The organism is Thermogemmatispora carboxidivorans (assembly GCF_000702505.1).
Lineage (GTDB): Bacteria > Chloroflexota > Ktedonobacteria > Ktedonobacterales > Ktedonobacteraceae > Thermogemmatispora > Thermogemmatispora carboxidivorans.
Window position 1 is genome coordinate 3,749,243 of the sequence record NZ_JNIM01000001.1, and the last position, 26,842, is coordinate 3,776,084.

General features: G+C 62.2%; 19 protein-coding genes. 9 read left to right on the forward strand and 10 right to left on the reverse strand.

The features are described from left to right. The first annotated feature begins 426 nt into the window (after positions 1-426). On the forward strand, positions 427-1,461 hold the full coding sequence (locus N688_RS14690) for a tetratricopeptide repeat protein (protein WP_052889979.1): 1,035 nt from the start codon (positions 427-429) through the stop codon (positions 1,459-1,461). A gap of 110 nt (positions 1,462-1,571) precedes the next feature. Here N688_RS14690 and N688_RS14695 read toward each other — a convergent pair whose 3' ends face one another. Beyond that, complete coding sequence (locus N688_RS14695; protein WP_081838880.1) at positions 1,572-3,044, reverse strand: HD domain-containing protein; 1,473 nt, start codon at positions 3,042-3,044, stop codon at positions 1,572-1,574. 388 nt (positions 3,045-3,432) lie between these two features. Between N688_RS14695 and N688_RS14700 the strand changes: the two genes are divergently transcribed. Further along, positions 3,433-4,332: a Cof-type HAD-IIB family hydrolase gene (locus N688_RS14700; RefSeq protein ID WP_052889980.1), complete on the forward strand. Its 900-nt coding sequence runs from the start codon at positions 3,433-3,435 to the stop codon at positions 4,330-4,332. Here N688_RS14700 and N688_RS14705 read toward each other — a convergent pair. From N688_RS14705 to rpmE, 4 genes are all read right to left on the reverse strand, one after another. After that, entirely contained in the window at positions 4,269-4,940 is a 672-nt protein-coding gene (locus N688_RS14705; protein ID WP_162179568.1) for a protein-tyrosine phosphatase family protein, read from the reverse strand. The two genes, N688_RS14700 and N688_RS14705, sit on opposite strands and share 64 nt — an antisense overlap. A gap of 238 nt (positions 4,941-5,178) precedes the next feature. Next, the gene (locus N688_RS14710) at positions 5,179-6,177 is read right to left on the reverse strand and encodes a DUF1385 domain-containing protein (RefSeq protein ID WP_202901933.1); all 999 of its coding nucleotides are present in this window, start codon (positions 6,175-6,177) and stop codon (positions 5,179-5,181) included. Further along, entirely contained in the window at positions 6,174-7,511 is a 1,338-nt protein-coding gene (locus N688_RS14715; RefSeq protein ID WP_052889983.1) for an MGDG synthase family glycosyltransferase, read from the reverse strand. The genes N688_RS14710 and N688_RS14715 overlap by 4 nt, the downstream gene beginning before the upstream one ends. A gap of 291 nt (positions 7,512-7,802) precedes the next feature. Further along, complete coding sequence (rpmE, locus tag N688_RS14720; protein WP_052889984.1) at positions 7,803-8,024, reverse strand: 50S ribosomal protein L31; 222 nt, start codon at positions 8,022-8,024, stop codon at positions 7,803-7,805. A gap of 447 nt (positions 8,025-8,471) precedes the next feature. Between rpmE and purB the strand changes: the two genes are divergently transcribed. From purB to fni, 3 genes are all read left to right on the forward strand, one after another. Then, positions 8,472-9,785: an adenylosuccinate lyase gene (gene purB / locus N688_RS14725; protein ID WP_052889985.1), complete on the forward strand. Its 1,314-nt coding sequence runs from the start codon at positions 8,472-8,474 to the stop codon at positions 9,783-9,785. Between the two features lie 70 nt (positions 9,786-9,855). Continuing rightward, on the forward strand, positions 9,856-11,523 hold the full coding sequence (locus N688_RS14730; protein WP_156025431.1) for an MptA/MptB family glycosyltransferase: 1,668 nt from the start codon (positions 9,856-9,858) through the stop codon (positions 11,521-11,523). Further along, complete coding sequence (gene fni / locus N688_RS14735; RefSeq protein WP_052889987.1) at positions 11,520-12,692, forward strand: type 2 isopentenyl-diphosphate Delta-isomerase; 1,173 nt, start codon at positions 11,520-11,522, stop codon at positions 12,690-12,692. Before N688_RS14730 ends, fni begins: the two co-directional genes overlap by 4 nt. An 85-nt stretch (positions 12,693-12,777) precedes the next feature. On the opposite strand, the gene mobA is transcribed toward fni, so the two are convergent. Next, complete coding sequence (mobA, locus tag N688_RS14740; protein ID WP_052889988.1) at positions 12,778-13,455, reverse strand: molybdenum cofactor guanylyltransferase; 678 nt, start codon at positions 13,453-13,455, stop codon at positions 12,778-12,780. Positions 13,456-13,692: 237 nt separating this feature from the next. Next, positions 13,693-14,163 (reverse strand): hypothetical protein, encoded by a 471-nt coding sequence (locus tag N688_RS14745; protein WP_052889989.1) that lies wholly within the window; start codon positions 14,161-14,163, stop codon positions 13,693-13,695. A gap of 310 nt (positions 14,164-14,473) precedes the next feature. On the opposite strand from N688_RS14745, the gene N688_RS14750 reads away from it, so the two are divergent. Next, on the forward strand, positions 14,474-15,550 hold the full coding sequence (locus N688_RS14750) for an N-acetyltransferase DgcN family protein (RefSeq protein WP_052889990.1): 1,077 nt from the start codon (positions 14,474-14,476) through the stop codon (positions 15,548-15,550). A 19-nt stretch (positions 15,551-15,569) separates the two neighbouring features. On the opposite strand, the gene N688_RS14755 is transcribed toward N688_RS14750, so the two are convergent. Continuing rightward, positions 15,570-18,029 carry an endonuclease MutS2 gene (locus N688_RS14755; protein ID WP_052889991.1) on the reverse strand — a complete coding sequence of 820 codons (2,460 nt, stop codon included), beginning with the start codon at positions 18,027-18,029 and terminating at the stop codon, positions 15,570-15,572. Between the two features lie 583 nt (positions 18,030-18,612). Here N688_RS14755 and N688_RS14760 point away from each other — a divergent pair. Then, positions 18,613-19,713, forward strand: coding sequence for a cupredoxin domain-containing protein (locus tag N688_RS14760; RefSeq protein ID WP_052889992.1), 1,101 nt, complete (start codon positions 18,613-18,615; stop codon positions 19,711-19,713). 275 nt (positions 19,714-19,988) lie between these two features. Beyond that, the gene (locus N688_RS14765; protein WP_052889993.1) at positions 19,989-20,474 is read left to right on the forward strand and encodes a hypothetical protein; all 486 of its coding nucleotides are present in this window, start codon (positions 19,989-19,991) and stop codon (positions 20,472-20,474) included. Positions 20,475-21,271: 797 nt separating this feature from the next. Here the strand turns inward: N688_RS14765 and lepB are convergent. After that, positions 21,272-22,120 (reverse strand): signal peptidase I, encoded by an 849-nt coding sequence (lepB, locus tag N688_RS14775; protein WP_052889995.1) that lies wholly within the window; start codon positions 22,118-22,120, stop codon positions 21,272-21,274. Between the two features lie 272 nt (positions 22,121-22,392). After that, positions 22,393-23,085, reverse strand: a complete 693-nt coding sequence (locus tag N688_RS14780; protein ID WP_156025432.1) for a hypothetical protein — start codon at positions 23,083-23,085, stop codon at positions 22,393-22,395. 491 nt (positions 23,086-23,576) lie between these two features. Here N688_RS14780 and uvrA point away from each other — a divergent pair, with 491 nt between their 5' ends. Further along, positions 23,577-26,792 carry an excinuclease ABC subunit UvrA gene (uvrA, locus tag N688_RS14785; protein WP_052889997.1) on the forward strand — a complete coding sequence of 1,072 codons (3,216 nt, stop codon included), beginning with the start codon at positions 23,577-23,579 and terminating at the stop codon, positions 26,790-26,792. Positions 26,793-26,842: the final 50 nt, after the last annotated feature.

Here is a 26,842-nt window from a genome sequence, read left to right on the forward strand (position 1 = left end):
GAGCCTGCAACCTCCGTCGATACTCTCTCCCGACACTGCTTTCTATAATACTACTAAAGAGAAGGTCCCCGGGTGAGACTGTGAGCAGGCAAAGCAGGCACGAAGCTCCTTCTTTCGCCGCCTCGTGCACACCAGACCGCCTGGCTGACCGACGGTCTCGGGCAACGCTGCCTTTACGTGTACTCTGTGGGGATGATGTCGATCACAACCGGGTTCGCGCATTTGTCTTGCTGTTTGTACTATAGCGGGAGATCGTCAGAGATTCTTCAGACTTCTGTAAAGGATTTGTAAGCCAGCAGCGAGATGAGAGCGGAGACCCCTCTTGCCCGGACGCTCCTTCTCATGCGATAATGGCCCCTACAGATAGTGAGGCTGCGCACTCTGCTTGCAAGACAGAGAAAAGGCAGCCCTCAAGGCAGAAAAGGAATGGCAGAGAAGCAAACACCTCAAGGGGAACAAAGGCCATCAACCGTCGATGACCTCTGGAGCGAAGCCAGAGAGCAGCTTCAGCGCCACAACTGGCAGGCTGCCGTCGCCAGCTATCAGCAATTGCAGGCGCTCAATCCCGAGAACGAGGAAGCCCTCACCGGCCTGGCCCTCGCCCTCGATGGCAGCGGAGCTTATGAGCAGATGCTGGCCATCAGCGAGCAGGCGCTGGAACTGCAGCCTCATTCGGCCCTGGCCCTGGCCTGCAAGGCGCGCGCTCTGCAAAAGCTAGAGCGCCTCTCTGAGGCCACAATTGCCAACGATCAGGCTCTGCTGCTCGATCACCAGCTGGCGCTCGCCTGGCTCAACCGCAGCGGACTGCAGATTCTCCAGCAGCGCTTTCCCGAGGCGCTGCGCAGCGCCGAGCGCGCCCTGGAGCTTGATGCCAGCGACGCCCGTGCCTGGGCCAACAAGGGCACGGCCCTGCTCAATCTCAATCGGCTGCCCGAGGCCCTCGAGGCCTTCAACCAGAGCCTGGCGCGCGACCCGGACTATCTCTTCGTCCTTCAGATGAAAGGTGAGCTCCTACGGCGCCTGGGTCGCCCCCAGGAAGTGCGCGAACTGATGCATCGCGCTCTGCAGCTCGCCCCGAACGATCCTTTCTCGCTCTCACTGCTCGCCCAGGCCCTGCGCGCCCTGGGCGAGATGGAAGAACTGTTCGAGGTGACCAGCCAGCTGACGCGCCTGACCCCCGGCAGCCTGCTGGCCTGGGAGATGCACATGCGGGCCTTGCGCAGCCTGGGACGTTTCGAGGAAGCCGTCGAAGCCATCGAGCGCGTGCTGGAACTTGATCCGCACAACGTGCGCTTCTGGACTATCAAGGCCGATAATCTTTATCGCCTGGGCCGCTACCGTGAAGCAGCCCGCGTCGCCGGCTACGCTTTGCAGCTGGCGCCCGACTATCGCCCGGCTCAGCGCATCCACGAAAAAGCTGTCCGCCTGATGTACCAGCACAAGGAGCGCCGCCTGCGCTGAGCGTGCGCGAGCGCTGTCCAGTTCCGGCCAGGCTGGGCTAATGACAGTCGCTCCCCTCTCAGCGCAGATCAGGCGCTTTGTCCGCCTCCGCCCGCCAGGCTCTTGCTCGACTACATCACGAGCAGCCGCTGCAGGAGGGGAAGCAGCAGATCCTGGCGATGAGCGCGCAGCGGCGCTCGCAGGCGTTCGGGTACCAGCACCCGAATGCGCCGCTGATGTTGCTCATAGCGCGCCAGATCATCGGGCTGCAGGCCCGTCGCCTGGACCCAGGTCACCAGGGCCTCCATGCCAACTGGCGGATTGGCAAACCAGACCCAGACGTCCATCTCCCAATTAACCGGACGAGGAATGTCGATCAAAACCTCGTAGTCGGCAATCTCCGTCTCCAAAGCCGGGGCTAATTCCGCCGCCAGAGCCTGCTCGACGCGCCGCCGGCGTTGGGCATCCCAGTAGAGGGCATCCAGGCGCTGGAAAAGCTGGCCCGCTGGGCGACTGATCTCCAGGGCATCCTTGTAGGGCCGGCGCAGCTCCAGGGCCTCCGTCAGCGCCCGTGAGGCTGGCGGCATCTGTGGCTCAGCCAGCAGGGTCAGGAGAGAAGCATCGTCCAGCCCGGTCAGCCGCTCGGCGCTCAGCGCCCCCGCCAGCAGCGCTTCTTGCACGGCCCGCATCAGCATCACCTGAAAGGCGCGATTGGTATGATGCCAATAGATATTGTCAAACATCTCCTGGCGGGCGTGCAGTAACGAGTGGAGCGGACTGATCCCCTTATGCGTCACCACGATGCGCCGCTGCCCCTGGACACTGGGGTGAACACGCAGCGCTCCCAGCAAACGTGCCACATCGACACCCCCATAGGGCACGTTGCAGGCCCGCGCATCTCGCGGCAGATAGTCCAGCTTGTCGACGTCCAGGGCCCCGCTCAGCAGATTGCGCAGCAGCTCGTCGTCTTCGGGCAGGCGCTTGCCCGGCGGAGGATCGATAAAGTCCGCCACACGCCCAGGCGAGAGCTGGTACTCTTCTTCCAGAATCGTAGCAATCTCGCTCCGCTCGATGATCGAGCGCCCGACACGCTCATGGGCAATAATGGGATGGCCCAGCTCCTCAATGACGTGCGAAAACGGGTAGTGCCCGATATCGTGCAGCAGGGCCGCCACGATAAGTGCCTGTACGCTCTTGAGGGAGACACCATAGAGGCCGCCGTTGCTGCCACGCTGCAGCAGCGCGCGCACGGCACGCACCGCCAGATGATAGCAGCCCAGGCTGTGCTCATAGCGCGTATGCGTCGCTCCCGGCCAGATGCGATAGACAAAGCCCAACTGCTTGACCTTCTGTAGGCGCAAGAAGGGGACACTGCTGATCAGCTTGATTTCACGAGGACCAAGAGGGATCAGATCGTAGAGGCTATCTCGCACTGTGCTGACGGGATCTTCATCGGGCAGAAGCGGCAGGCCACGACGATCACGCCAGGGCTGCCACATGCCTGGCTGCGCCACCTCCGGCCCCACCGGCGCCATCTCCTCCGCCGCCAGCGCTCCTTGACGCTCAAATGCGAGCGAATCGCTTGCTTGCTCCTTTGTGCTCATGCTTCGATTCTACCAGCTTCCTGGAAAAGAGAGCCAGTCCCGCCGTGTCACAGCCCCTTGCTCTCTCTGTCGACAGCGGGCGGAACCAGGAACAGAACAGCCAGCACAGCAGAGCAGTCAGAGGGCGACAGCCTGGCACGGCCAGCCAGACAGACAGGACAAGACAGGACAGGACTCTTGCCCTAGGAATGGCCCCCTGCGCTTGCATTCCCCCAGAGCGGCGCCTATAATTAGGCTTGTCTTTCAGGGAAGCCAGCCAGCGTGCTGTGCAATGTGCAAGCGACGGGCGCTTTATTCCCGTCGCTTTCTCATTTGTGTCGCGCTTTCCTGCACAATCGTTTTTTCTGTCTATCTCTGGACTATGTGGAAAGAGGGAGAACCAGCATTGATGACTACCCCACCAGATCAACCAACCTGCAAGCTGCTGGTGATCGATATCGACGGCACGCTACTAACGCCCGGGGGCGAGATCACGGAGGGAACGCGCACCGCCATAGCGGAGGCCCGGGCCGCTGGCGTCACTGTGACCCTGGCCACTGCCCGCCGCTATGGAAATACGGCCAGCATCGCGCGCGAGCTGGCCTTGAGCACGCCACTGATCCTCTACGACGGCGCCCTGATCGTTGAGCACCCCAGCGGGCGCATCCTCTATAGCAACCCCCTACCGGACCACATTGCCCAGCAGGGGATCGCGCTCCTCCTGGCCGAGGGCCTGCAACCAGTGATTCAGCCGCTTGGCGATCCTCTGCACGAGGAAGTATGGACCGGCCCCGCCGAGCTAGATTCCCCCTGGCAACAGCGCTACTTCACGGTCCACGCCGCCGAGCTGCGTCGGCTGCCGCGCGAGCAGCTATTGAAACCGCGCAGGCCAGTGCTGCGCCTGGTCGCCCTGGAGGACCCCGAGCGACTCCGCCTGCTGGCGCCAGCGGTGGCCGCCCTTGATTGCTCCTGGCTCCTGCTGGAGCGCGGCAACTACCAATGCGGCGAGCTGTCACTGTTGTGCACCGGCTGCTCTAAGGCCACAGCGGTGGCTGCCCTGGCCGACCGGCTGGACATTCCACTGAGCGAGGTCATGGCCATCGGCGACAACGAGAACGATATTAGCATGCTCTCTCTGGTCGGTCTTGGGATCGCTATGGGCCAGGCCAGTGCCGCCGTCAAGCAGGCTGCACGCGCAACAACCACCAGCAACAGCGAGGATGGTGTAGCTCACGCCATCGAGCGCTACTTACTCCGTTCCGCCCGTACCAGCGATTCAAATTCGCGCAGGCGCTCGACCTGCTTGTGATTCGGGGCCGCCTGCCAGCGCCGCTGCTGCACCAGCGCCAGGGCATCGCGCGCATGCATGCCCCCATAGACCAGAACGGCGCAGGCCAGCAGAGCGCTGCGACCTACCCCATGCTCACAGTGGACAAGTACACGCCCGCCACGCTGGATGCGCTCGTTGACCCAGCGTGCCCCCTCTAGCAGCTGCTCCCGCGAGAGCGGCTGCGTGTCGGGCGTCGGCAAATGGAGTAGCTCAATGCCAACCCGGGCCAGAGCCTGGCGATCGTCGACATACTCGGCGCGTGTATCAACGACATGCGTGACGCCCAGACGCGCCAGCGCCTTGACGTCCTGGGGATGGATACGCCCCCCGACAGCCAGCTGATCGGTGATCCAACTGAGATTGAGCTGATCAGGAAGAGGAATATGGAGAGCACGCGCCAGGCGCTCACTCAGTGAGTTTTCGGGGAAGAGGTGCGCCGCAATGCGCGTCCAACGACGATAGAGAACGCGGACAACCCCGGTCAAGGCCCAGCGCCAGCGCGAGAACCGGAGGCGTGGAGCCTCGCTAAGCACCGGGGCCGCGGTCGCCGTCGGCGTCGGCGGATCAGCGTAGCCAGGATCTCTCATGAGTGGTTGCTGCGGCGTGTTGCCTTCTTTTCGTTGTTTGCTCGTCTGCTTTTGCTCCATGCTCTCTAAGAAAAATGCCCCCTCATCTTCTTTTTCTTCTGCATCGCATGCATCTCCTGCATCGCCCCCCCTTTCACCACAGTCCCAGCGGTGCGAGGCCCGGCCCGCCGGCGGCAGCTAGAACCTTCACGGGTCTGGACCTGGCTCAATCCGGCCACGGCCAGAGGCGCAGCAGGAACTAGCGGGAAGTTACAAATGGCGGCACATCAGCGTCCTGCCCCTGTTCTTCGGCGGCGTCGTGCTGCATAACGCGCTCTAGCGCCACAATTGCACACTCTATCATGCTATCATCAGGCTCGCGCGTCGTCAAACCCTGAAGCGCCAGGCTGGGAGCTAACAGGAAACGTACCGGCGGCAGATGATACCAGGCTGCTCCCAGACGCAGCAGTTCGTAGGCGACAGTCGCAATGACGGGCACAAGCAGAACACGCGAGAGCAGTCGCAGCCAGAGCGAGGGGAAGCCAAGTAGGGCAAAGGCCACGATCGAGACGACAACGACCAGGAGCAGGAACCCGGTGCCGCAGCGCGTGTGGACCCGTGAGGCGGCTCTCACGTGAGGCACATCGAGCGGCTCGCCCTGCTCCATCGCATTGATGGCCTTATGCTCGGCCCCGTGGTAGCCGAAAACACGCTGAACCTCGGCCAGGCGCCCGATCAGGAGCAAATAGCCAATGAGCAGCGCCAGACGGATCAGACCTTCCACCAGGAGATTGAGCCAGGTCTGCCCAGGCGGCTGCGGCACCAGACCGGCCAGAAAGACCGGCAGCAGGAAAAAGAGCACGATAGCGAAGCCGAGTGAGATCACCAGCGGGCCAGCCAGAGCTATCCCCCCAGGCCGCCCCGACCCTTGAGCTCCAGCAGCCTCAGCTGTCTTCCCTGACTCCTCCTCCAGTCCAAGGGCGACGTTGGCCGAGAGCGCCATCATGCGCGTCCCCAGGACCAGCGTCTCCCACAGGAGCAGCAGGCCGCGCAGCAGTGGAAGACGAAACAGAGAATTGCGATAGAGCCGCGGCTCCAGCGGCTCTTCGTAGAGGTAGATACTGCCATCGGGACGGCGCACAGCCATCGCGACCGAGGTGCGCCCGCGCATCATGACGCCCTCCATGACGGCCTGCCCGCCATAGTAGAATTTGGAGAATCTCGCTTTGACGCTCGCTTTGACGCGCTTGGCCATCATTTCCCCTTCATTTTGGCAATGGCAGCCTGGGCCACGGCCTGCCGCTCTTCCCAGGGACCAGGCTGACCCGGCGGCGGCAGATAACTGAGGATGAGACGAGCGATGTCAAAGGCCGCCTGGGGCCGGCTCAGGCGCCGCGCGTTCTCGATTCGCTCCTGGAGGAGGGTCGACCCTGGCTCTAGCAACTCTTGTAGCGCACGCACCAGTTGCTGTGGCTTTCGCGCCAGTACTCCCACCCCATTCCGCTCAACAAAGGTGACGTTTCCCTCCTCTTGACCCGGAACATAGCCGCTGAGGATGATAGGCAGGTTGCAGGCCAGAGCCTCGCAGATGGTACCCGGGCCAGCTTTGGTGACGATGACGTCAGCGGCGTGCATCAGCTCGGGCATATTGGTCACAAACCCCATGATTCTGGCAGGCACCTGCCACTTCCCCTGCTCTTTCTGCAGCTGCGCATAGAGACGCCGGTTGCGCCCTGTGACAACCAGCAACTGCACCGGTAGTCGCGCCTGCGAGATGGCTTCTACCGCGGTGCGCAGGCCGCCACTGCCTTCACCCCCTCCTACCAGCAATACGACTGGACGCTCCGGCTCAAGCCCAAGCTGCTCCCGCAGCTCCTCACGGCTGGCTACCGGCAGAGTAAAGCGCGGGTGAATCGGCATGCCGAGAAGGTGAACGCACCCCGCTTCCAGGCCACGCGCCAGATAGAGCTGTCTGGTCTCTTCGGTAGGAAGAACGTAGGCTGTGGCTCCTTCAGTAAACCAGGAGTGATGAGCTGAGATGAGGTCGGTGACAACAACCAGGAAGGGCACCGGGCGCGCCAGATGCCGCAGTGCAGCCACCGTGACATAGTTGAGTAAAGGATGGGCCGAGACAATGACATCAGGCCGCAGCTCGCTGAGGCGCTGCTCTAGCCTCTTGAGCATCAGCGGGCTGAGGAGCTGCTGCACTTCGTTGATGCGCCCAGGATGGTTGGAAAGATGGAAGATCAGCCCATAGAGGCCAGGGGTATAGCGACTGGCCGGGCCATATAGCCTGGCAAACTGGCGCAGGGGAAAGGCTCCACACTCCTCAAAGGCTTCGACAATCTCTAGACGAAGCGGCGTAGCAGTCTCCTCTCCCTCAGCCATTTCTGGGCCAGCACCAGCTCCATTGCTCGGACCTGGCCACGCCCCCGCTGCTACTTCAGCCTCGCCTCGCTCTCCTCGCTTGATGTCTCCGTTACCTGCTGCGCGCTCCTGCAGCAGCTGAATGGCGCTGCTGATGGCCAGAGCCGCACTACGATGGCCTCCTCCCGTATCGGCGATCAGAAAGACAATACAGCGTTGACTCACTGGGGCACGCTCCCCCTTCCGTTCACTGCCCGGCTCCCTGATAGGAGCCGATAGGCCGAGTATAGCATAGCCCAGAATAGAGAAGCAAGCAGCGATCGCTCTGCCGCTCCTGCATGAGATAGCACCGTTTGCCTGGTGAGGCAGCAGAGCAGACAGCAGGGCCGACCTCCTGCCCAGAGGCTGCGCGCGGCCCTGCTCACTTGCGCTCAGCGTCGTCTGGCTGAGCGAAATAGCAGACCGGGTCACGCGGCGAAGGACAGGCGATCGGCCCGCGCCATCTGTCAACTGCCCTCACTTCATGGCCGCTTCTTCTTCCTGCAGGTTAAAGCGCTTGCGGAAGCGCTCCACACGACCAGCCGTATCGAGGATGCGCTGCTGACCCGTGAAGAACGGATGGCACTTTGAGCAGATGTCGACCTTGAGCACCGGCTTGACACTCATGGTCTGGAAGGTATTGCCACAGGAACAGACAACTGTGGCCTCAACGTAGGTTGGGTGAATACCCTTCTTCATGACACAGACTCCCTAGTCGTATTGACACGTAGGATTAATAGCGAGCACAATGGTATCGCGTACGCTGGTAGCGACACGATTGTAGCGAGAGGAATGGAGTACGTCAAGGCGCGGCAGCCCCGAGCATGCGGGGCCGCTTATGCGCTCGCGAGACCGCGGCCAGCCCTTGCCAGCCCACTCCCGCAGATGGGGAGCTTTCCCTTTCTCTCTCCTCCCCCGGCCAGGATGAGCCACCCTGGCTTCGCCGTGGGGATGGATATCCGGGACTATTTTATCATAGTAACACAAATCTGGCAGGATTTATGCCCGATCCTCCTGCCGACCTTCCGCCTGTCCCGGCCACCGAGCCTTCGTCAGGCCCTTCTCATGTGGTACACTGCACTTGGACAAGGTGAGCTATTCCCGCCCGTGAGTGTGGGGCGGTCAGAAGAGGAGGCTCTTGCCCATATGATCGAACGCTATACTCTGCCGGAAATGGCCGCCATCTGGTCGGACCGGCATAAAACAGATACGTGGCTGCGGGTGGAGTTGCTGGTCTGCGAGGGCTGGGCGCGCGAAGGCGTGATCCCCGCCGAGGCTCTGGAGAAGATCCGCCAGGCCAGCTATAGTGCCGAGCGCATGCGCGAGATTGAGCGCGAAACGCACCATGATGTGATTTCCTTCCTGCGCTCGATTCAGGAGCAACTGGGGCCAGAGGGGCGCTTCATCCATCTGGGCCTGACGTCTTCGGATGTCCTGGATACGGGGCTGGCGGTGCAGATCAAGGAGGGCGGTGCGTTGCTGTTGGCCGGCCTTGATCGCTTGTTGGCAACGGTCGAGCAGCAGGCTCGCACTCATAAGCAGACGGTAATGGTTGGGCGCACGCACGGTATCCACGCAGAGCCGCTGACCTTTGGGTTGAAGCTGGCGCTGTGGGTCGATGAGCTACGCCGTGCTCGCCAGCGCCTGGAGGCCGCTCTGGCCGAGGCCACGGTCGGCAAGATTTCTGGCGCGGTGGGCACGCACGCGACGGTTCCCCCGCAGATCGAGGAGTTCGTTTGTGCGGAGCTGGGCATTGGGGTAGCACCGGTCTCCAGTCAGATTGTGACGCGCGATCGCCATGCTCAGTTGATGACGGCCCTGGCTCTGGTCGGCGCTTGTCTGGAACAGATGGCGCAGGAGATTCGCCATCTCCAGCGGACCGAGGTCGGCGAGGTCTTCGAGCCGTTCGGGTCCGGTCAGCAGGGTTCGTCGGCTATGCCGCATAAGCGTAACCCCGAGCTGTGTGAGCGCATTTGCGGCCTGGCCCGTGTCTTGCGCGGCTTCGCGGTGACAGCGCTGGAGAATGTGGCCCTCTGGCATGAGCGCGACATCAGCCATTCTTCGACAGAGCGCATCATTCTACCCGATGCCTTTACGCTGCTGCATTACATGCTCCATATTTTCACACAGGTGATGGCCGGCCTGGAGGTGGATACCCACCGTATGCAGGCCAATCTCCAGATGACTGGCGGCCTGATCTTCTCGCAGCGGGTGCTGCTGGCACTGATTGAGAAGGGAGTTGGACGCCAGGAGGCTTACAAGATGGTCCAGCGCAATGCCCGGCAGGTTTGGCGCCTGGCCAGCGATGGCCCGATCCGCGGTCCGGCCCTTTTGGAGGCGCTGAGCAGCGACCCCGAGGTGACGCGCTATCTCTCGCCCGAGGAACTGCAGCAGCTGATGCAGCTCGATTACTATCTTCCCTATATTGACACCGCCTTCCAACGTCTGGGATTATCTTAGGCAGGGAGGCACCGGGCACATTGCTGCGTCCGCGTCGCCATTGATTTTGGCCCGGTGAAGAATCTGACGTGTGACTAGAACATTGTTTGCCTCAACGGTCGAGCAGCCGCAGGTCATCTCTCGGCGCCCCTGGCCTGCGCTGCTCGGTCTGGCTCTCGTGAGTGAGGGGCTGTATCTGCTCCTTTTGCTGACGCTGCGTCCGATCGCGGGCCTGGGATTGGTCCCGACGCCGCTGCCGGCCCGGCAATTGTGGAACGGTTGGGATCTGGCCCCTCCCTCTTCGCGCGTCGGCGCCATAAGTCTCTTACTACTCCTCTTGCTGGCGCTGGCTGCTTGCTATGCCCTGGCCGCCTGGCGAGCTTTGGCGAGCGGGGACCCGAGTGGCGCTGGCTCGCTACTGGGCCTGGTACTGGGTCCTTCTTTGCTCTTCGGTTTGACGCTGTTGTGTTTGCCGACGGTTTTCAGCGATACAGCTTTCGCCTCTTTATTTAGCGGGCGCCTGACTGCGCTCTACGGTCTGGCCCCCTGGCGGACGGCGCCGCCCGCACTTGTCTCTGACCCATACTGGCCCTGGCTAACGCCGCTGACCCGCCATAGTCCCCTGGTCTACGGTCCACTCTGGGAATGGCTCTGCGCCTTGCTCGCCCTCGTGCCCGGAGCGTCGTCGCCGGCCCTGGGCCTGCTCCTGCTCAAGGGCCTGCTCCTGCTAGCTCACCTGCTCAACACGCTCTTGATCTGGTCCCTGCTCGGTCGGCTGGGGGCCTCATGGCGCGCGCGCTTTGCCGGTAGTCTCCTCTATGCCTGGAACCCGCTGGCCCTGCTGGCCCTGGCCGGCGATGGACATAACGAGGGGTTATTGTTGACGCTGCTGTTGGTCGCCCTCTGGTGGCTGCTGCGCAGGGAGGAGGTGAGGCACTCACGGGGCCGCGCGCTGCTGGCCGAGAGTGCCGGCCTGGTCGCGCTCGGTCTGGCTACCGCTCTCAGCTCGTTGGCTTTGCCACTCTGGCCGCTGCTGGCTGGCTTCTCGCTCTGGCAGAGAGCCGACACGACAGGCTTCGGGTGGGGCAGGCTTTGGGCCTGGGTCTGGCGTTTGCTCCTGCCAGCTGTCGTGGTGCTGATCCTGGCGCTACCCCTGTGGCGTGGGGCCGACAGCTATCGTGCTATCATGGCCGCCTCGGGCTGGTCCTCCTTCTCTCGCTCGCCGCTGGCGCTGCTGGTCCCTCCTCTACGCTGGCTCTATACGCCTCTGGCCGTGCTGCTGGATTCGCCGCGCCATCGCCAGCCGGCTCAACCTGCCGAGCTCACAGTCAAAGGCGGGGCCCTCTTCTGCTTTACCCTGCTCTTCATCTGGCTCCTGGCCAGGATGCCCGCCCGGCTCCGCTCGCGTCTCTACGATGCGCCAACGTCGCCCGCTGCCCCATCCCTATCGGCGCTTATTACTGCCTGTTTGCTAGCGCTTGGAGCCTGGCTGCTGCTGCTCAACTTTCATTTCTGGCCCTGGTATGCCCTGCCCGTTCTGGGACTGGCAGCGTTGCGCCGTTGGGACGCCCTGAGTTGGAGCGCACTCCTCTTCTCGCTGAGCGCGTTGCTGAGCTTTGGGCTGCTGGGAATCGGCAGTACGCTTGGGCTGGCGCTAGAGGGATTACTCATCTTTGGGCCTCCTCTCGTCTATCTGACAGGAGCTTTTTTCTGGAGAGGAAGACGAGCCATTTCCGAGGAGGCGCAAAGCAGTACATGACAGAGGAGATCAAACAGCGAAAGCTCGAACATATTACCGTGGCATTGGAGGAAGGGATCGCTGTGAGCCAGCGAGCCGGCTGGGGCGATATTCACCTGGTGCATCAGGCGCTGCCCGAGGTAGACCTGGAGGAGATCGACACAACGGTCTCCTTCCTGGGGCGACGCCTGGCCTGCCCGGTGGTCATTTCGGCCCTCACTGGCGGTCACCCGGAGGCCGTGACCATCAATCGCCACCTGGCCCGGGCCGCGGAACGCTACGGATTGGCGCTTGGGGTAGGCAGTCAGCGGGCTGCCCTGGTCAATCCTGAGCTAGTCCCAACCTACGCCGTTGTCCGCGAGGAGGCACCTCATGCCTTTATCATGGCCAACATCGGGGCGCCGCAGCTGATTGAGCAGGCGCGCCATCCTGCCTTCAGGCGCTCCCAGGTCGAGGCAGCCATCGCCATGATTCAGGCCGATGCCCTGGCGGTGCATATGAACGCCCTTCAGGAGGCGACCCAGGTCGAAGGCGACCGACGCATGCGTGGCGTGGCCGCGGCTTTGCAACGGCTGACGGCTGAGGTCACGGTGCCGGTGATCGCCAAGGAGACGGGGGCCGGCATCTGCCGTGAACAGGCCCTGTTGCTGCGTTCCTGTGGCGTAGCTGCCATCGATGTGGGCGGGGCTGGCGGCAGCAGTATGTCAGCGCTGGAGGCCGCCCGGGCCCGCGCTCACGGCGAGACACAGGCGCAACAGATCGGGCAGCTCTACCGCGACTGGGGCATTCCAACGCCCATCGCCCTGGTGGAAGCAGGAACAGCAGGGTTACCGCTGATCGCCACAGGCGGCGTGCGCAGCGGGCTGGATGTGGCACGCGCCGTGGCCCTGGGTGCGACGCTGGTCGGTATGGGCTTTCCCTTCCTGAAGGCGGCCAGCGAGAGCTACGAACATGTCTGTGAGTTGCTGGAGCAGACGCTGACGGAGCTGAAAATCGCCATGCAGCTCAGTGGAGCAGTCAATCTGGCAGCCCTGCGCCAGGCGGATGTGGTCGTCTCCGGCGAGACGCGGGCCTGGCTCAGCTTGCGCGGCTTTGAGGAGGAGCTGCGGACTTTGGCCAATCGCCGCGCCAGAGCCGCCGCCTACCGCCTCGCTGTGGCCGAGGAGACCCAGGCAAGAGCGCACCAGTAGGCCTCGCAGCTCTATGGCTACCCCTGAGCGAACCAGGCCGCCGGTGGTCCGTCTGCCGGCGCTTTCTTCCGCCTCACTGGCTACGTCACTGGCTCAGCCGCTCTTCCAGCAGCTGCCAGTCCTGAAGGGTGTTGACGTTGAGAAAGGAGCACAGGTCGGGATCAAGAGGCCGTAGCTCTTCCTCGCTAAGCCAGCGGACGGGAGCGACAGTGAGCAAACTGCGCGGATTGCGCTGACCGCGGGCCAGCAGAGCGGCGATGGTGCTCACCAGGAAGCGCGGATAGCGGGCCAGCAGGACCTGCGGACGCTGCTCAATCAGGGGGACATAGAGCCGCTGATCGTGAGCAGGCAGAGCGAGCAGCCAGGCCAGCAGCTGAGAGCGCAGCAGGGGCAGGTCGACGGCCAGCGCCACCGCCTGCGGAGCTTGCAGGGCGAGCAGGCCACTATAGAGACCCATCAGGGGGCCTTGATCGGGAACAAGATCGACAACCAGGCGGACCGCCGGGGGAAGATAGTCAGCATAGCGCGCGGCGGTGCACTGATCGCGTACAACGACCAGCACTTCCGGCGTGAGAGCAAGAGCCAGGTGGGCCAGACGCCCAAGAAAGGTCTGATCTTTCGCCTCAGCCGCCGGGAACGGCAGCAGGGCCTTATCATACCCCATGCGCTGGCTGCGTCCGCCAGCCAGGATCAGGCAGGCTGTGGATGGACGGCTAGGCGCGGCGACTCTTTGACGCTCGGCTGGGCACAGGTGCTGCTTCATAGGACGTGGGCACGTGTCATGTCGGGTTGCTTCAGGGTGGCCCGGACTCATGGCTTCGTCAGCAAAAAAGCCTCCCTCAAGCCCGCGCTCAGTCGTGGCGAGAGCACGAGGGCAGGCCCGATGCGATGGCTTTCTTGTACGCTGGCGCGCAAACTAACTCACAAGTAAGTGAGCGGGCGAAGGAAAAAGTCGCTGTTGCTGCCGCTGTTCACTGGAGCAAGGCTGAGCGCTGAGCGATCAGCGCGAGGCCGCCCGTGCCTTGGCCTTGCGGCGGCTGTTCTTGGGAATGTACTGTTGGCGCTGCCGATAGGCCACAAAGCTCGCCTGTTCTTGGGGGAACTTGCGCACCAGATAGACCAGCCACCAGATCGCCCAGCCTACCAGCCAGAGCAGCCAGAGATAACGCCAGACCCGCCAGGCAAAGAAGTACTGATCCAGATAAGCACGTGCAAAGATCAGCGGATAGCCAACCAGGCAGATGGCCGCGAACCAGCTCAAATAGCGATCCAACATGTACTTGATCACGGCCTGGTTCTTGAAGAAGCGCTTACGGCCCTCGACCGCGTAGTAGAAGCAGATCAGCAGCCCGGCGGTACAGAAAATGAGCCAGGGCACATAGAAATGGAAGGCTTCGGGGCCGCCTAGGCCAGCGTTCTGTCCTGCCGTCCAGGGATCGGAGAAAAGCCAGCTAATCAGGTTAAAATTCATCGTGCTCCCTTCTGCTCCGAGCGAATGAGTTCGCTGCGCTGCGCAGATATCAGCAGATATCAGAGGACATGATACCATGCTCGGGCTAAGGAGTCTAGAGGTTCTGGCAGGCCCTCCCCCCGCGGCCCTTGTCCGCCGTCTGGCTGCCCTGGCCGCTCTGACCGACCGGCACCTTCCTGCCAGCGTCCAGGCAGGCGAGCGGTGAGCGCCAGGGGCGACTGGCAGCGCCGCCTCTGATATAATGAAGAGCAAGCGGTCTCAGCATGCGCTTCTCCGCTAGCCTAACCTGACAATGTCAAGGAGTCCCCTTATGCCTCCGACGCGACGCATCGTGATCATGGCCGAGGGCCATTTCGAGTGGCACTACGGCAAGACGGCCACGGGCATCATCCGCTACAGCCAGGACCCGGTGGTAGCTGTGATTGATAGCACCCGAGCCGGCCAGGATGCCGCCCAGGCACTGGGCGGAGATCTGGGGCACGGCATTCCCGTGGTGCGAGACATCCACGAAGCCTTGCGCTACCAGCCCACAACGCTCATCATCGGCGTGGCTCCGATCGGGGGTGACCTGCCGCGAGCCTGGCGCGCGCAGCTCCTCACTGCCATCGAGGCCGGGCTGGAGATCATCAGTGGCCTCCACTATTTCATCGCCGACGACCCCGAGCTGCGGGCTGCTGCCGAGCGGCGCGGTGTGACCATCTGGGATGTGCGCCGCCCGCCCGACAAGAAGGTCGTGGCTGCCTACCAGCCACACCGTCCCGGCAGCCACACGGTGCTCACCGTCGGCTCCGACTGCGCCACTGGCAAAATGACCATTGCTATCGAACTCGATCGCGCCGCCCGCGCCCGTGGGCTGAACAGCGCCTTCTTTGCCACGGGACAAACAGGGATTATGATCGCCGGGCGCGGCATACCCGTCGACCGCATCATCAGCGATTTTATCGCCGGCATGGTCGAAGAGATGACGCTGGAATTGACGGCCCAACATGATTGGGTCTTCGTGGAGGGCCAGGGTTCGATCAACCACCCCGGCTACTCGCCGGTGACGCTGGGCCTCCTGCACGGCTCGCTCCCAGACGCCATGATCTTTTGCCACCAGGCCGGGGCCACCACGATCGAGGGCTACCCTCATTGTCCGCTGCCGCCTCTGCCTCGCCTCATTCAGATGAACGAAGAGGTCGTTAACTGGCTGCATCGCCAGCGCAACAGCAAAGTAGTGGGCATCTCCCTCATCACGCGCGGCCTCTCACCGCAGCAGGCCGAGGAGGCCATTCGCCGCACCGAAGATGAAACGGGCCTGCCAACTACCGATGTGCTACGTTTCGGCCCCGAGAAGCTGCTGACGGCCTTGCTACAGCACTTCAGCGCCGCTACCAGCACCAGCTAAGCAGCGCCTGCTCACTCACTCAGGCGCTCAGGCTCACAACCGTCACGCCATCGCCGCCTTCGCGGGCTGAGCCCGGCTGATAGGACTTGACCAACGGATGCTTGGCCAGATGCTCGCGTACTGCTGAGCGCAGAGCGCCGGTCCCTTTGCCGTGGACAATGCGCACCGCCGCCAGACCCGCCAGGGCGGCATCATTGAGGTAGCTCTCCAGCTGCTCCAGCGCCTCCTCGACGCGCCAGCCGCGGATATCAAGCTGCATGGAAACCTCGGGGCGATCCTCCGCACGCGGCAGCACGACTGCCGAGGCCTGACGACGGCTCTGCTGCTCGGCTGCCTGACGTCCGCCGAGACGCCGCAGGTTCTCCAGCGGCACCCGGAAGCGCAAGGCCCCCATCTGAACCTCGGCCTCGCCGCGCTCAGGCGCCAGGCTCACTAACTCGGCATTCTGGCCAAAATTGAGCACCCGCACCAGGTCGCCAACCCGCAGCGGTCCCTCGCTTAGCTCTTCCCGCTCTTCTTGCGGCTGACTCTGCGCCGGTTCGGGGAGCAGCTCCAATCTCTCGTCAAGCTGACGCACCTGGCGCCGCGCCTGATCGAGACGTTCGCGCGTCAAATTGACGCGGTGCACGTCTAGTTTGATACGCGCGAGCTGAGCCTGTACTTCCTCAACCTCACGCCGCGCGCTGGCTCGCGCCTCGTTGAGGATACGCACGCGCTCGCGCTCCAGGAGTCGCCGCTCCTCCTCAAGCTGACGACGCTGATGCTCGGCCTCAGCGCGCTCCATGCTCAGGCGGAAGCGCTCATCGGCCACGGCCTTGCGCTCGTGCTGCAGGCCCTCTAGCAGTGTCTCCATGCGCACACCGGCGCTGCCCAAGAATTCGCGCGCCCGCTCGATGATGCGCTCATCGAGGCCCAGGCGACTGGCAATGGCCAGAGCATTGCTGCGGCCCGGCAGGCCGATGCTCAGGTGATAGGTTGGCGAGAGGGTCTCGATGTCGAACTCTACCGAGGCGTTCACAGCCCCAGGTTGCTCGTGGGCAAAGGCTTTCAGCTCGGTGTAGTGTGTTGTGGCCACGGTGGTAATGCGCCGCTCCAACAGGAAGCTCAGGATGGCCCGCGCCAGCGCAGAGCCTTCGCTGGGATCGGTGCCAGCCCCCACCTCGTCGAGCAGAACCAGGATAGGTGGCACCTGCTCGCCGCCCCTGGCGCTGCTGGCTAGCAGCTCATGGGCGCTCCCCCCACCGATGGCAGGCCGATTGCGCTCTTGCCAGTCCTCGATCTGGCGAACGATCTCGATGATCCGGCTCAGATGGGAGGAGAAGGTGCTCAGGTTCTGCTCGATGCTCTGCTCGTCGCCAATGTCAGCAAAGACCTCCTCAAAAACGGCAATCTCGGAGCCGTCTTCGGCAGGGATATGCAGCCCAGCTTGAGCCATAAGGGTCAGCAGGCCCACCGTCTTGAGGGCGACGGTCTTGCCACCGGTGTTCGGTCCAGTGATGACGACCATGAAGAAGTCGCGCCCGATGTGAAAGTCGATCGGCACGACCCGCCCGCTCAGCAACGGGTGACGGGCCCCACGCAGCTCGATGCGCCCCTCGTCGTTGAGGCGCGGCGCGCTACAGCGCAGCAGGCGACTGTAGCGGGCTTTGGCCAGGTGCAGGTCGAATTCGGCCAGACGCTCGACCATGTCCGTCAAAGCCTCGGCCTCACGCCCAATCTCGTGCGAGAGGGTGCGTAAGATGCGCTCGATCTCTTGCCGCTCCTCAATCTGCAACTGGCGCAGATGGTTGTTCATTTCGACGATGACCAGTGGCTCAACGAAGAGCGTGGCGCCGCTGCTCGACTGGTCGTGGACGATGCCCCGCACGAGGTTGCGGTTCTCGACCTTGACCGGGACCACGTAGCGCTCGTTGCGGATGGTGATGATCGGCTCCTGTAGAGCGGGCGCCAGTTCGTTGACGATGGTGCGCAGCCGCTCTTGCAGACGTTGGGTGGCACTGCGAATGTCGAAGCGCAGCCGCCTCAGCAAGGGGCTGGCGCTATCGAGGATCTCGCCATCTTCATTGACGGTCTCTTCGATGCGCCGCATGAGATGGGGCCGCTCGGGAATGGCTTCCCCCAGGCTCCGCAGGAGCGGAAACTCTTCGGGATCAAGCTTCTCCAGCAGACGCGCCACCTGGGCGGCGCTGCGCAGGGTATTGAGCACCTCCAGCAGTTCGGGAGGCGTCAGCACCCCCTCACGGGCCGCTCGCACGACCAGCAGACGGATGTCTCGCGCCGGCCCTACACTGGCATTGGCCTGGACATCGAGCAGACGCGCCGTTTCGCTGGTGTAAGCCTGCCGCTCACGCACTTCTTCAAGGCTGGCCGCTGGCTGCAGTGCTAGCACCAGCTCTTTGCTGGCGGAGAAGCTGGCTTCTCGGGCTACTCGCTCCAGAATTTTGGGATATTCAAGGGTCTGAATACTTTTTTCGTGCATAAATGTCTATGACCACCTGCCAATATTCGCGTGCAATGAGTTCTCTTGATATCGACTGCCCAGCGCAATAGCTCCTGTCTTGGACGCCTTTGTCTCATCCGGTCAGCATCATCAGAGCGGGACCAGGGCGTCAAAAAAAATAAGATGGCTTTAGCATACCATAGAAAACAAACACGAGGGAACGGCGAAACTATGCCCGGTGGGGTCCCCGATCGCCAATATTTTGGCCCCCAGTGACCCGGCCCCATCAACTTCTCTCGCTCCTTTGCACAACGCTGGCAACGAGGAGAGCGACACTCTGTTCTACCTTCACCAGACCGTAGTACTTTGCAACTACAGTCCCGCTTATAGTAAGGCACCTGCTGATTCTTTGAATAGAATTGGTATTAGCTATATTGCATATTTCTATGCATAGATGCTAACCACCGTTCCTCAAGGTGTTCCTGAGTCGGGGATCGCGGAGCTGCGACACAACCAGAGCCGGACGCTAGCGAGGTTGCTTGTTCGCTCCTTCTTTGCCGGGCAATGGCCGGGACCTGGCCTTCTAGGGAGACGGTGGACAGTAGGAAAGGAAGAGCCAACGATGAAAGCGCGTACGTTTGCACCTCCAACGCTGCTCTGCCTACCATTGCTGTTCGTGTTGTTGATGGCCTGTGGGAGGGTTGCCTCTAGCACAGAGGTCACTGGTCCTCAGACCGTCAAAATTACCATTGGTGATTTCCTCGTGCGCTCGCCGCAAACCACCTTTGTCACCGGTACGCGATACCACTTTGTGGTCACCAATCAGGGCCAGCATCACCATGATTTTCTCATTATGCATCCCATGAATACTGAAACAATGGTCATGGATGAGGTTTATCAGCGTGCCCTGGCCTATATTTACAATATCGCTCCCGGCGAGAGCAAAACGCTTGACTTTACTTTTGATCACACGGCCCCGCCCGGCATGCTTGAATTCAGCTGTCATTACGGTGGCCACTATGAGGCCGGCATGCACCAGTCCATTGTTGTCAAGGCTGCCCCAGGGGCGCAGGTGACTCCTTATCCTAACAATGGCATTCCGGTTCAGGCCACCAGCGCGACCGGGTCCGGAGGGACATGCGATCAGCCGGTCAGTGTGATGATCCGAGAAGATGATACCTTCGATCAGCGCAGTGTCTCGCTTAAGATGGGCGATACGCTGACCATCGTCAACACCACGCAGCAAACCTTTACCTTGACCAGCCGACCGGATGCCGGGCTACGCTTCACCGTGGTTGACCCGGGCGAGACAGAATATGTGCCCTTCCCCAAAGCCGGCACTTTTACCCTCTCTTCGCAGGAGCATCCTTCGGCTCAGCTGACCGTGCAGGTCTCGATGACGCCCGGGGTCACCTGCGGCTTCGAGCCTGTGGCGACGGTCAGTTTCGACGCAGACTATACCCGTCCGAACAATACCTACTTCTTTGTGCCTACGTCGGTCAGGCTGAAGGAGGGTCAGAGCATTACCCTTTCGAACCTTTCTGACTACGACCTGACCTTTTTTGCGCAGCCTGATCCCGGCATCGGCCATGTGGAGCTACGCCGCAACGAGCACCAGCTGATCTTCTTCAAGGAGGCCGGAACCTATACAATCGCCTGCCAGCAGTTCCCCAATCAGCATTTCACAGTGATCGTACAAGAAAACGGCGGTGATCAGGACTAAGCAGCGCTGCGCCTTCCCACGGCTAGCGGTCGTGGGGAGCGCCAGGGTCGACACGGGTGCAAGGATGCACCCTTTCAGCCTCTTTTGCTTCCTCTGCCGGCTGGAAAGAGGAGCTTTCCCAACGTTTATAGCTTTCTAGAGGCTGTCTGTTCAGTCTCCCCTTCAGGGGCCGGCAGCGTGCTAGTGAGCGTGAGGAGGGAGAGGAGAAGAGCGGCACCGTCCCGAGCTGTCAGCAGCTCCGGTGGAAGAGCAGAGAGCAGAGAGGAGTATCTGCGATGATCCTGCATCTGGGTGAACAAGTTTATTGGGGAAGCGTCGAGGTGATTTTTCTGACCGGGACGATCACCGCGCTGGACGTGGAGCGCCAGACCGTGACGGTGCGCATTGAGCGGGCGACCCCCAATGCGGCCCACTTGATCGGTCAGGAGGCCGAGTTTTTTGCCGATGGCCTGGAGCCGCTGACGGCCCTGGGCGAGCTGCCCCCAGGTCTGACGGACCATCCTGTGAGCGAGCGGCAGCCGTTGCCGGCGATGGATGACGCCGAGAAGCTGCGTCGCGCCGCCGCTGCCGCCGTGCACCAGCTCTACGGCTATCGCCGCCTGCCTGCAGAGCAAGAGCAGGCGCTCATTGCCGAGGTGCGGGCCATGCTGGAGGCTGACCCAGCCCTGCGCGCTCGGACACTGGCGACGATGGATGAGATTCTGCGCCTGGACTTCTTGGGGAGCCGGCGCTCTCCTCGTGAGCCTGACCAGCCGGCCTGACCGCCAGGAGCAGCAGAGGGTTGGGTCGAGAGGGCCAGCACCCTTTTTTCACCCCTTCACTAGCGAAAAGTCCCCGCGTTAGCACAGATATGATATGCTCTATGCGAGGGGCGTGACAGCGAGGGGAGGGAAGCACTCGATGCGCTGTCACGCCGAAAACCGAGACGAGGTGAACACCGTGCAATGCCCGCATTGTTCCGCACCCATCGCCCCGGCGGCGCAGTCTTGTCCCGCCTGTGGCGCCGTTCTGAGCGCGCCAGTCAGCCCTGGACCTGGCTTCTCTGGCGACAGAGCGGCCACAGCATGGACGCCGCAGCAGCTGGCCAGCCGCAGCAGCGTCGCGGCTCCTGCACGCCGGCGGCATGCTGGCCGGCGCTGGCTCCTTGGCTGTCTCGGCACGCTTGTTATCTTGCTCGTCCTGCTCCTGGCCGCCTGGGCCTTGCTCATTCGCCCGACCCTCAACCAGCTAGCTAAGGAGCAGCTCAACGCCACTCTCGACAGCGCCGTGCAAGAGATCGACCCTGCGCGCACCGCCCAGCTGCCCGGCGGCCCAGTACGTATCAGTGAGACCGTGCTCAATAACTTCCTGACCCTGGCTCACTCGCCCAGCAGCCCTATGCAGGACGCCCACTTCAGCGTCACTCCCAGCGCCATCACCCTCGACTTCACCCTCTATGGCCAGGCCAACCACATTAGCGCCGTACCCCAGGCCAGCGCTGGTCAACTGCACGTCAGCAACCTCCACATCCAGGGTCCCCTCAGCTGGATTCTCTCCGACGACGATCTCACCACAATCGTCAACCAGCATCTGGCCACAGCCCAACAGCGGCTACATCACCCGGTGCTGGCTGTCGCGCTCCAAAACCACGCCGTTGACCTTCTCCTTGGTCCCTCTTCCAGCGCCAACGGCTCGTCTGTTTCCGGACTGCCTGGCGTCCAGATCCGAGGATAAGCGAAGGAAAGAACAAGAGCGCCAGCAGGGACTGATCTGGCTGTAGCGGCACAGGGCGGGCGGAGGCAGAGGCCCGTGTCACGAGCGCCGATGACTGCAGCGTGGCACTTTGGCGCTGATGAACCTCGGCAAAGACCGAGGAGACATCGGGCAGGAAGCCATTGTTATCCTCCCCCAGGGGCCAGTAGACCAGGGCCGCGCGGCCAATGATATTCTTACGCGGCACGAAGCCCCAGTCGCGCGAGTCCGAGCTGCCAGCCCGATTATCCCCCAATACGAAATAGCTATCGGGCGGCACAACGCGATTGGAAAAGGAAGAATAGGGGTTGCCCTGCCGACGCGGATCAACATAGGTCTCATGGAGGGTCACACCATCGACAATGACCGTCGTTCCCTGGATCGTGATCACATCGCCTGGGACGCCGATGATGCGTTTGACATAATCCTGACTGGGATTGGGAGGAGCAACGAAGACAATCACGTCACCACGCGCTGGCGCATGGAAGAGGTACGACCACTTGTCAACGAGGATCAACTCTTTGTCGTGGAGATTTGGCTCCATGCTCATGCCTTCAACGTAGAAATTCTGGATGGCAAAGCGAATGATGAAGAACATGAGCCCTGTGAGGACGAGCGTCTCGATCACTTCGCGGACCAGACGCCAGCGCTTCTCAAAATCAAGCTCTGGATTCATGCGAACTCCCGGCGCTAGACACGCCAGTGTGCTCAGGGTATTTCAGCCAGTACTATTATAAGGCACCCTGGCGGCAAACTCTACAGCCCCGGAGCATCCCCCACCAGACGAGAGGCCGCAGCAGACCCGTCTGGCCGGCTCCGCTCTCACTCATCTCCCCTCCTCCTTTCGGGCTATGCTCCCGGCTAGCAGGTGGCTCACCTCTATTTGGCCTGGCCGACTGCCTCTCCGCCTGCCTGCCAGAGCGGCCCACCGTTGCATCGGTTCGCCCTTTAGTTGAGGAAGCGAAAGGATTGCAACATCGGGGCAAAAGCGTTCTGATAGAGCTGCTGATAGCGCTCCGCCGGCGCGACGAGGTAGATGCTGAAGAGCCTGGTCTGGGCGGAATGCGCCGGGTGATTGGTCGCCAGCATCAGGATCTCCATGCGAACCTGCTTCCCCAGGATCTGCACATCGCCTGTGGCTCCTTGCTGCTGCCAGGTCTGGCCCCCTACGGTCGTAGTGGGCGCCAGGCTGACCCTCTTGAAGTTTTTATAGAGGCCGCTTTTCTCGAAAGTATCCAGGCTTACGCTGACGGTCTCTTCCGGCGAGGTGGCCGCGTTGGAATTGGGCACAACCTGTACTGAAAGAGTAGCATTGTCAGCCTGGTGGCTGAATTCGACACTGCTGCCAGCTGGACTGGCCTGCCAGTCCGGCAGATAGCCGATGCTGAAGCCATCGCCCTGGTAGAGCCTGAGCTGCACACCTCCAGGCGCTGTGATCAGAGCAGCGGTCGGGCTGGCATTGGCTCGCATCCCCGTCGTCGGGGTTCCAGCGCCAGAGTTGCTGCCCTCTCCACCACAGGCGACCACCATCAGGGCAAGCGTTGCGAGGAGTATGAACAGCGAGAACGGTGAGAGAGGCTTAGAGCCTGAGTGGCTGCAAATGCGTCGTCGTCGACAGGAGGAGCAGGCGGATCGAGACATAGCACTTTTCCGTTCCTCATAGAAATTATCGCCGCTTCTCTGCGTCTTCAGTGCACCGAAGCGCCGGATCTCGAAGAAGCTGGCTTGTGCGACAGGTTGCGCAACGGGCGTTATTATAGCATATCCTGGCCAGCCAGCAGAAGGGAATTTCTGGCTACCGCCCACGGCCTCGCCCTCGCGTCAGCAACAGCCGCTCAAAAGAGCTGAGCTGTGGATTAGACCGCTTCCCATCCAGGGTGCTCTGGTAGGAGAAACAAGAGATCAGGCCCTCCAGTCTTGACGCCGTGGGTCCTGTGTTGTACCCTTGATAACAATATGGAACGTTTGTCTTAGTCACATTGGCTCGCAGCCCCCGCCTACCTGCCCAGGACCAGGAACCTCCTCCCCCCAGGACAGGACTTCTTGAGCCAACCGCAGTACGCTCGACCTATTAGATAGCTTCATCGCAAAAGCGACAGAGACGAGAAAAGAGAAGCTTGGGGATCGCAACAGTGGATAAGATTGTTATCCGTGGCGCACGAGAACATAATCTGAAGAATATTGATCTGACTATCCCTCGCGACAAGCTGGTGGTCATCACCGGGTTGTCAGGCTCCGGCAAGAGTAGCCTGGCTTTCGATACCATCTTCGCCGAGGGCCAGCGCCGCTACGTTGAGTCGCTCTCGGCTTACGCGCGCCAGTTCCTCGATAAGATGGATAAGCCCGATGTCGACCACATCGATGGGCTGTCGCCCGCGATCTCGATCGATCAGAAGGGAGCAACCCATAACCCTCGTTCGACGGTCGGCACGGTGACGGAGATCTATGACTACCTGCGCCTCCTCTACGCCCGCGTCGGCCATCCTCATTGCCCTCGCTGTGGGCGCGAGGTGAGCCGCCAGACTGTCCAGCAGATCGTCGATGCGATCTTGCAGCTGTCCGAGGGGGCGCGCATCATGCTGCTGGCTCCGCTGGTACAGGGACGCAAGGGTGAGTATAAGCATATCTTCGAAGAGATGCGCCGCGCGGGTTACGTGCGCATTCGCGTCGATGGCACTATCTACGACTTGAACGATAATATCGAGCTAGATAAGCAGAAAAAGCACACGATCGAGGTCGTCGTCGACCGTCTGATGATCCGCAAGGCGGGACGCCGGGCTACACTGAGTGCGCTGACCCCCAGCCAGGCCGGCAGCAACACGGAAACTCTCTCTTCCTCGCAAGCGAGCGAGAGGCCAGTGCTGCGCCGCGTGGCCGAGGAAGCGGTCCCCTACGCCTTGCCTTCGCGCTCCCCAGCGGGCCAGGACGGCAGTGATGGCCAGGGAGCCGCATCGCGGGTGGCGACTCCTGCCGAAGAGGCAACAGCAACGCAGGCAGAGCAAGATGAGGTCGATGCGGCTTTCCGCCAGCGCCTGGCCGATTCGTTAGAGACCACGCTCAAGCTGGGCAACGGCGTAGCCCTGGTCTCCATCGTCGGCGGTGAGGAGGTCCTTTTCTCGGAGCGCTTCGCCTGCGTCTACTGCGGTATCAGCCTGCCAGAGATCGAGCCACGCACCTTCAGCTTCAACAGCCCGCACGGCGCCTGTCCGGCCTGCACGGGGCTGGGAACTCAGCGCGAGCTGGACGCCGAGCTGCTGGTAACCAACCCTGACCTGAGCATCCAGGAGGGTGCCATTGCCCTCTGGAGTAAGATAATCAATGGCAGCCAGTGGGAGTCGGCCAAGTTGAAGGCGCTGGCAAAGCGTTTTCAGATCGATCTCGATCTTCCCTGGCGCGAGCTATCGCCTGAGCAGCAGCAGCTGATTCTCTACGGCACCCAGGAGCCGCTGACGATTCGCTATACGCCCCAGCACGGCCAGACGCGCTCGTATACGGTAACCTTTGAGGGAGTGATCCCCACCCTGGAGCGCCGCTATCGTCAGACGGAGAGCGAACTGATCCGCGAGGAGATCGAATCGTATATGTCGACGCGGCTCTGCCCCGAGTGCCGGGGAGCGCGCCTGAAGCCGGAGGCGCTGGCGGTGACGGTCGGTGGACGCAATATCGTGCAGGTGACGCGCCTCTCGGTGAAGCAGGCCCAGCGCTTTTTCCAGGAGCTGGATGCCGGCCCGGCCCCTTCCCTGGGGGTGCAGCCGTTGACCGGCGGTCATAGCGAGGACGGCGAGCCGCGCGCACCCGATCCGCTGGCCCCGATCCCTCCCAACGAGCCGCTGGTCAAGGTGCGCCTGAGCGAGCGCGAACGCCTGATCGCCCGCCAGGTTCTTAAGGAGATCCGTTCCCGCCTGCAGTTTTTGATCGACGTGGGCCTGGACTACCTGACGTTGGAGCGCACGGCGATGAGCCTCTCCGGCGGCGAGGCCCAGCGTATCCGCCTGGCTACACAGATTGGCTCGGGACTGATGGGCGTCCTCTATATCCTGGATGAGCCGAGCATCGGCCTCCATCAGCGCGATAACCATCGCCTGATTCAGACGCTGTTGCGCCTGCGCGATCTGGGCAATACGGTACTGGTCATTGAGCACGACGAGGATACGATGCGCGCCGCCGACTACATTATCGATATTGGTCCAGGCGCGGGCGAGCATGGCGGCCAGGTTGTGGCCGCGGGCACCTTCGACGAAGTGGCCGCGCATCCGCAGTCGCTGACGGGGGCCTACCTCTCGGGCCGGCGCCACATTGCAACACCTTCCCAACGCCGGCCCGGCAATGGCCACTTTCTGACTATTGTGGGCGCTCGCGAGAATAACCTGAAGAATGTTACGGTGCGCATCCCGCTCGGCAAGTTCGTCGCTATTACCGGCGTCTCCGGCTCGGGCAAAAGCTCGCTGATGATCGATATTCTGTATCGCAAGCTGGCGCAGGTGCTCAACCGCGCCCACGAGAGGCCAGGAGTCCACGACCGCATCGAGGGCATCGAATACCTGGACAAGGTGATCGATATCGATCAGTCGCCAATCGGACGGACACCGCGCTCAAACCCGGCCACCTATACCAACGCCTTTACGGGCATCCGCGATCTCTTCGCCCAGGTACCCGAGGCTCGCCTGCGCGGCTACCAGCCGGGCCGCTTCTCCTTTAACGTCAAGGGAGGACGCTGCGAGGCCTGCAAGGGCGAGGGCATTGTGCGCATCGAGATGAACTTTCTGCCCGATGTCTACGTGCCCTGCGAGGTCTGTAAGGGAAAGCGCTATAACCGCGAGGCGCTGGAGATCCGCTATAAGGGAAAGAACATCGCCGAGGTGCTGGATATGACCGTCGAGGATGCCATGCACTTCTTTGAGCACGTGCCGACGGTCTACAGCAAGCTGAAGACGCTCTACGATGTTGGTCTGGGCTATATTCGCCTGGGGCAGCCGGCGACCACCCTCTCGGGCGGTGAGGCACAGCGTGTGAAGCTGGCCACTGAGCTGTCGCGCCGCGCCACGGGCCGAACCCTCTATCTGCTAGATGAGCCGACAACGGGGCTGCACTTCGCCGATATCGAGCGGCTGCTCAACGTGCTCCAGCGCCTGGTCGATGCCGGCAATACGGTGCTGGTCATTGAGCACAACCTCGATGTGATTAAGTGCGCGGACTGGATTATCGATCTGGGACCGGAGGGAGGCGAGGCCGGCGGCGAGGTGATTGCCGAGGGCCCCCCCGAGGAGGTGGCCAGGCAGGAGCATTCTTACACGGGCCAGTTCCTGAAAGAGATCTTCGCCCGCGAAGGCCGGGAGGTCAGGATCTGAGTGCTCCCTCCCGGCCCTTCGCTCCTTGCTTCTCTGCCACGCAGCACCCT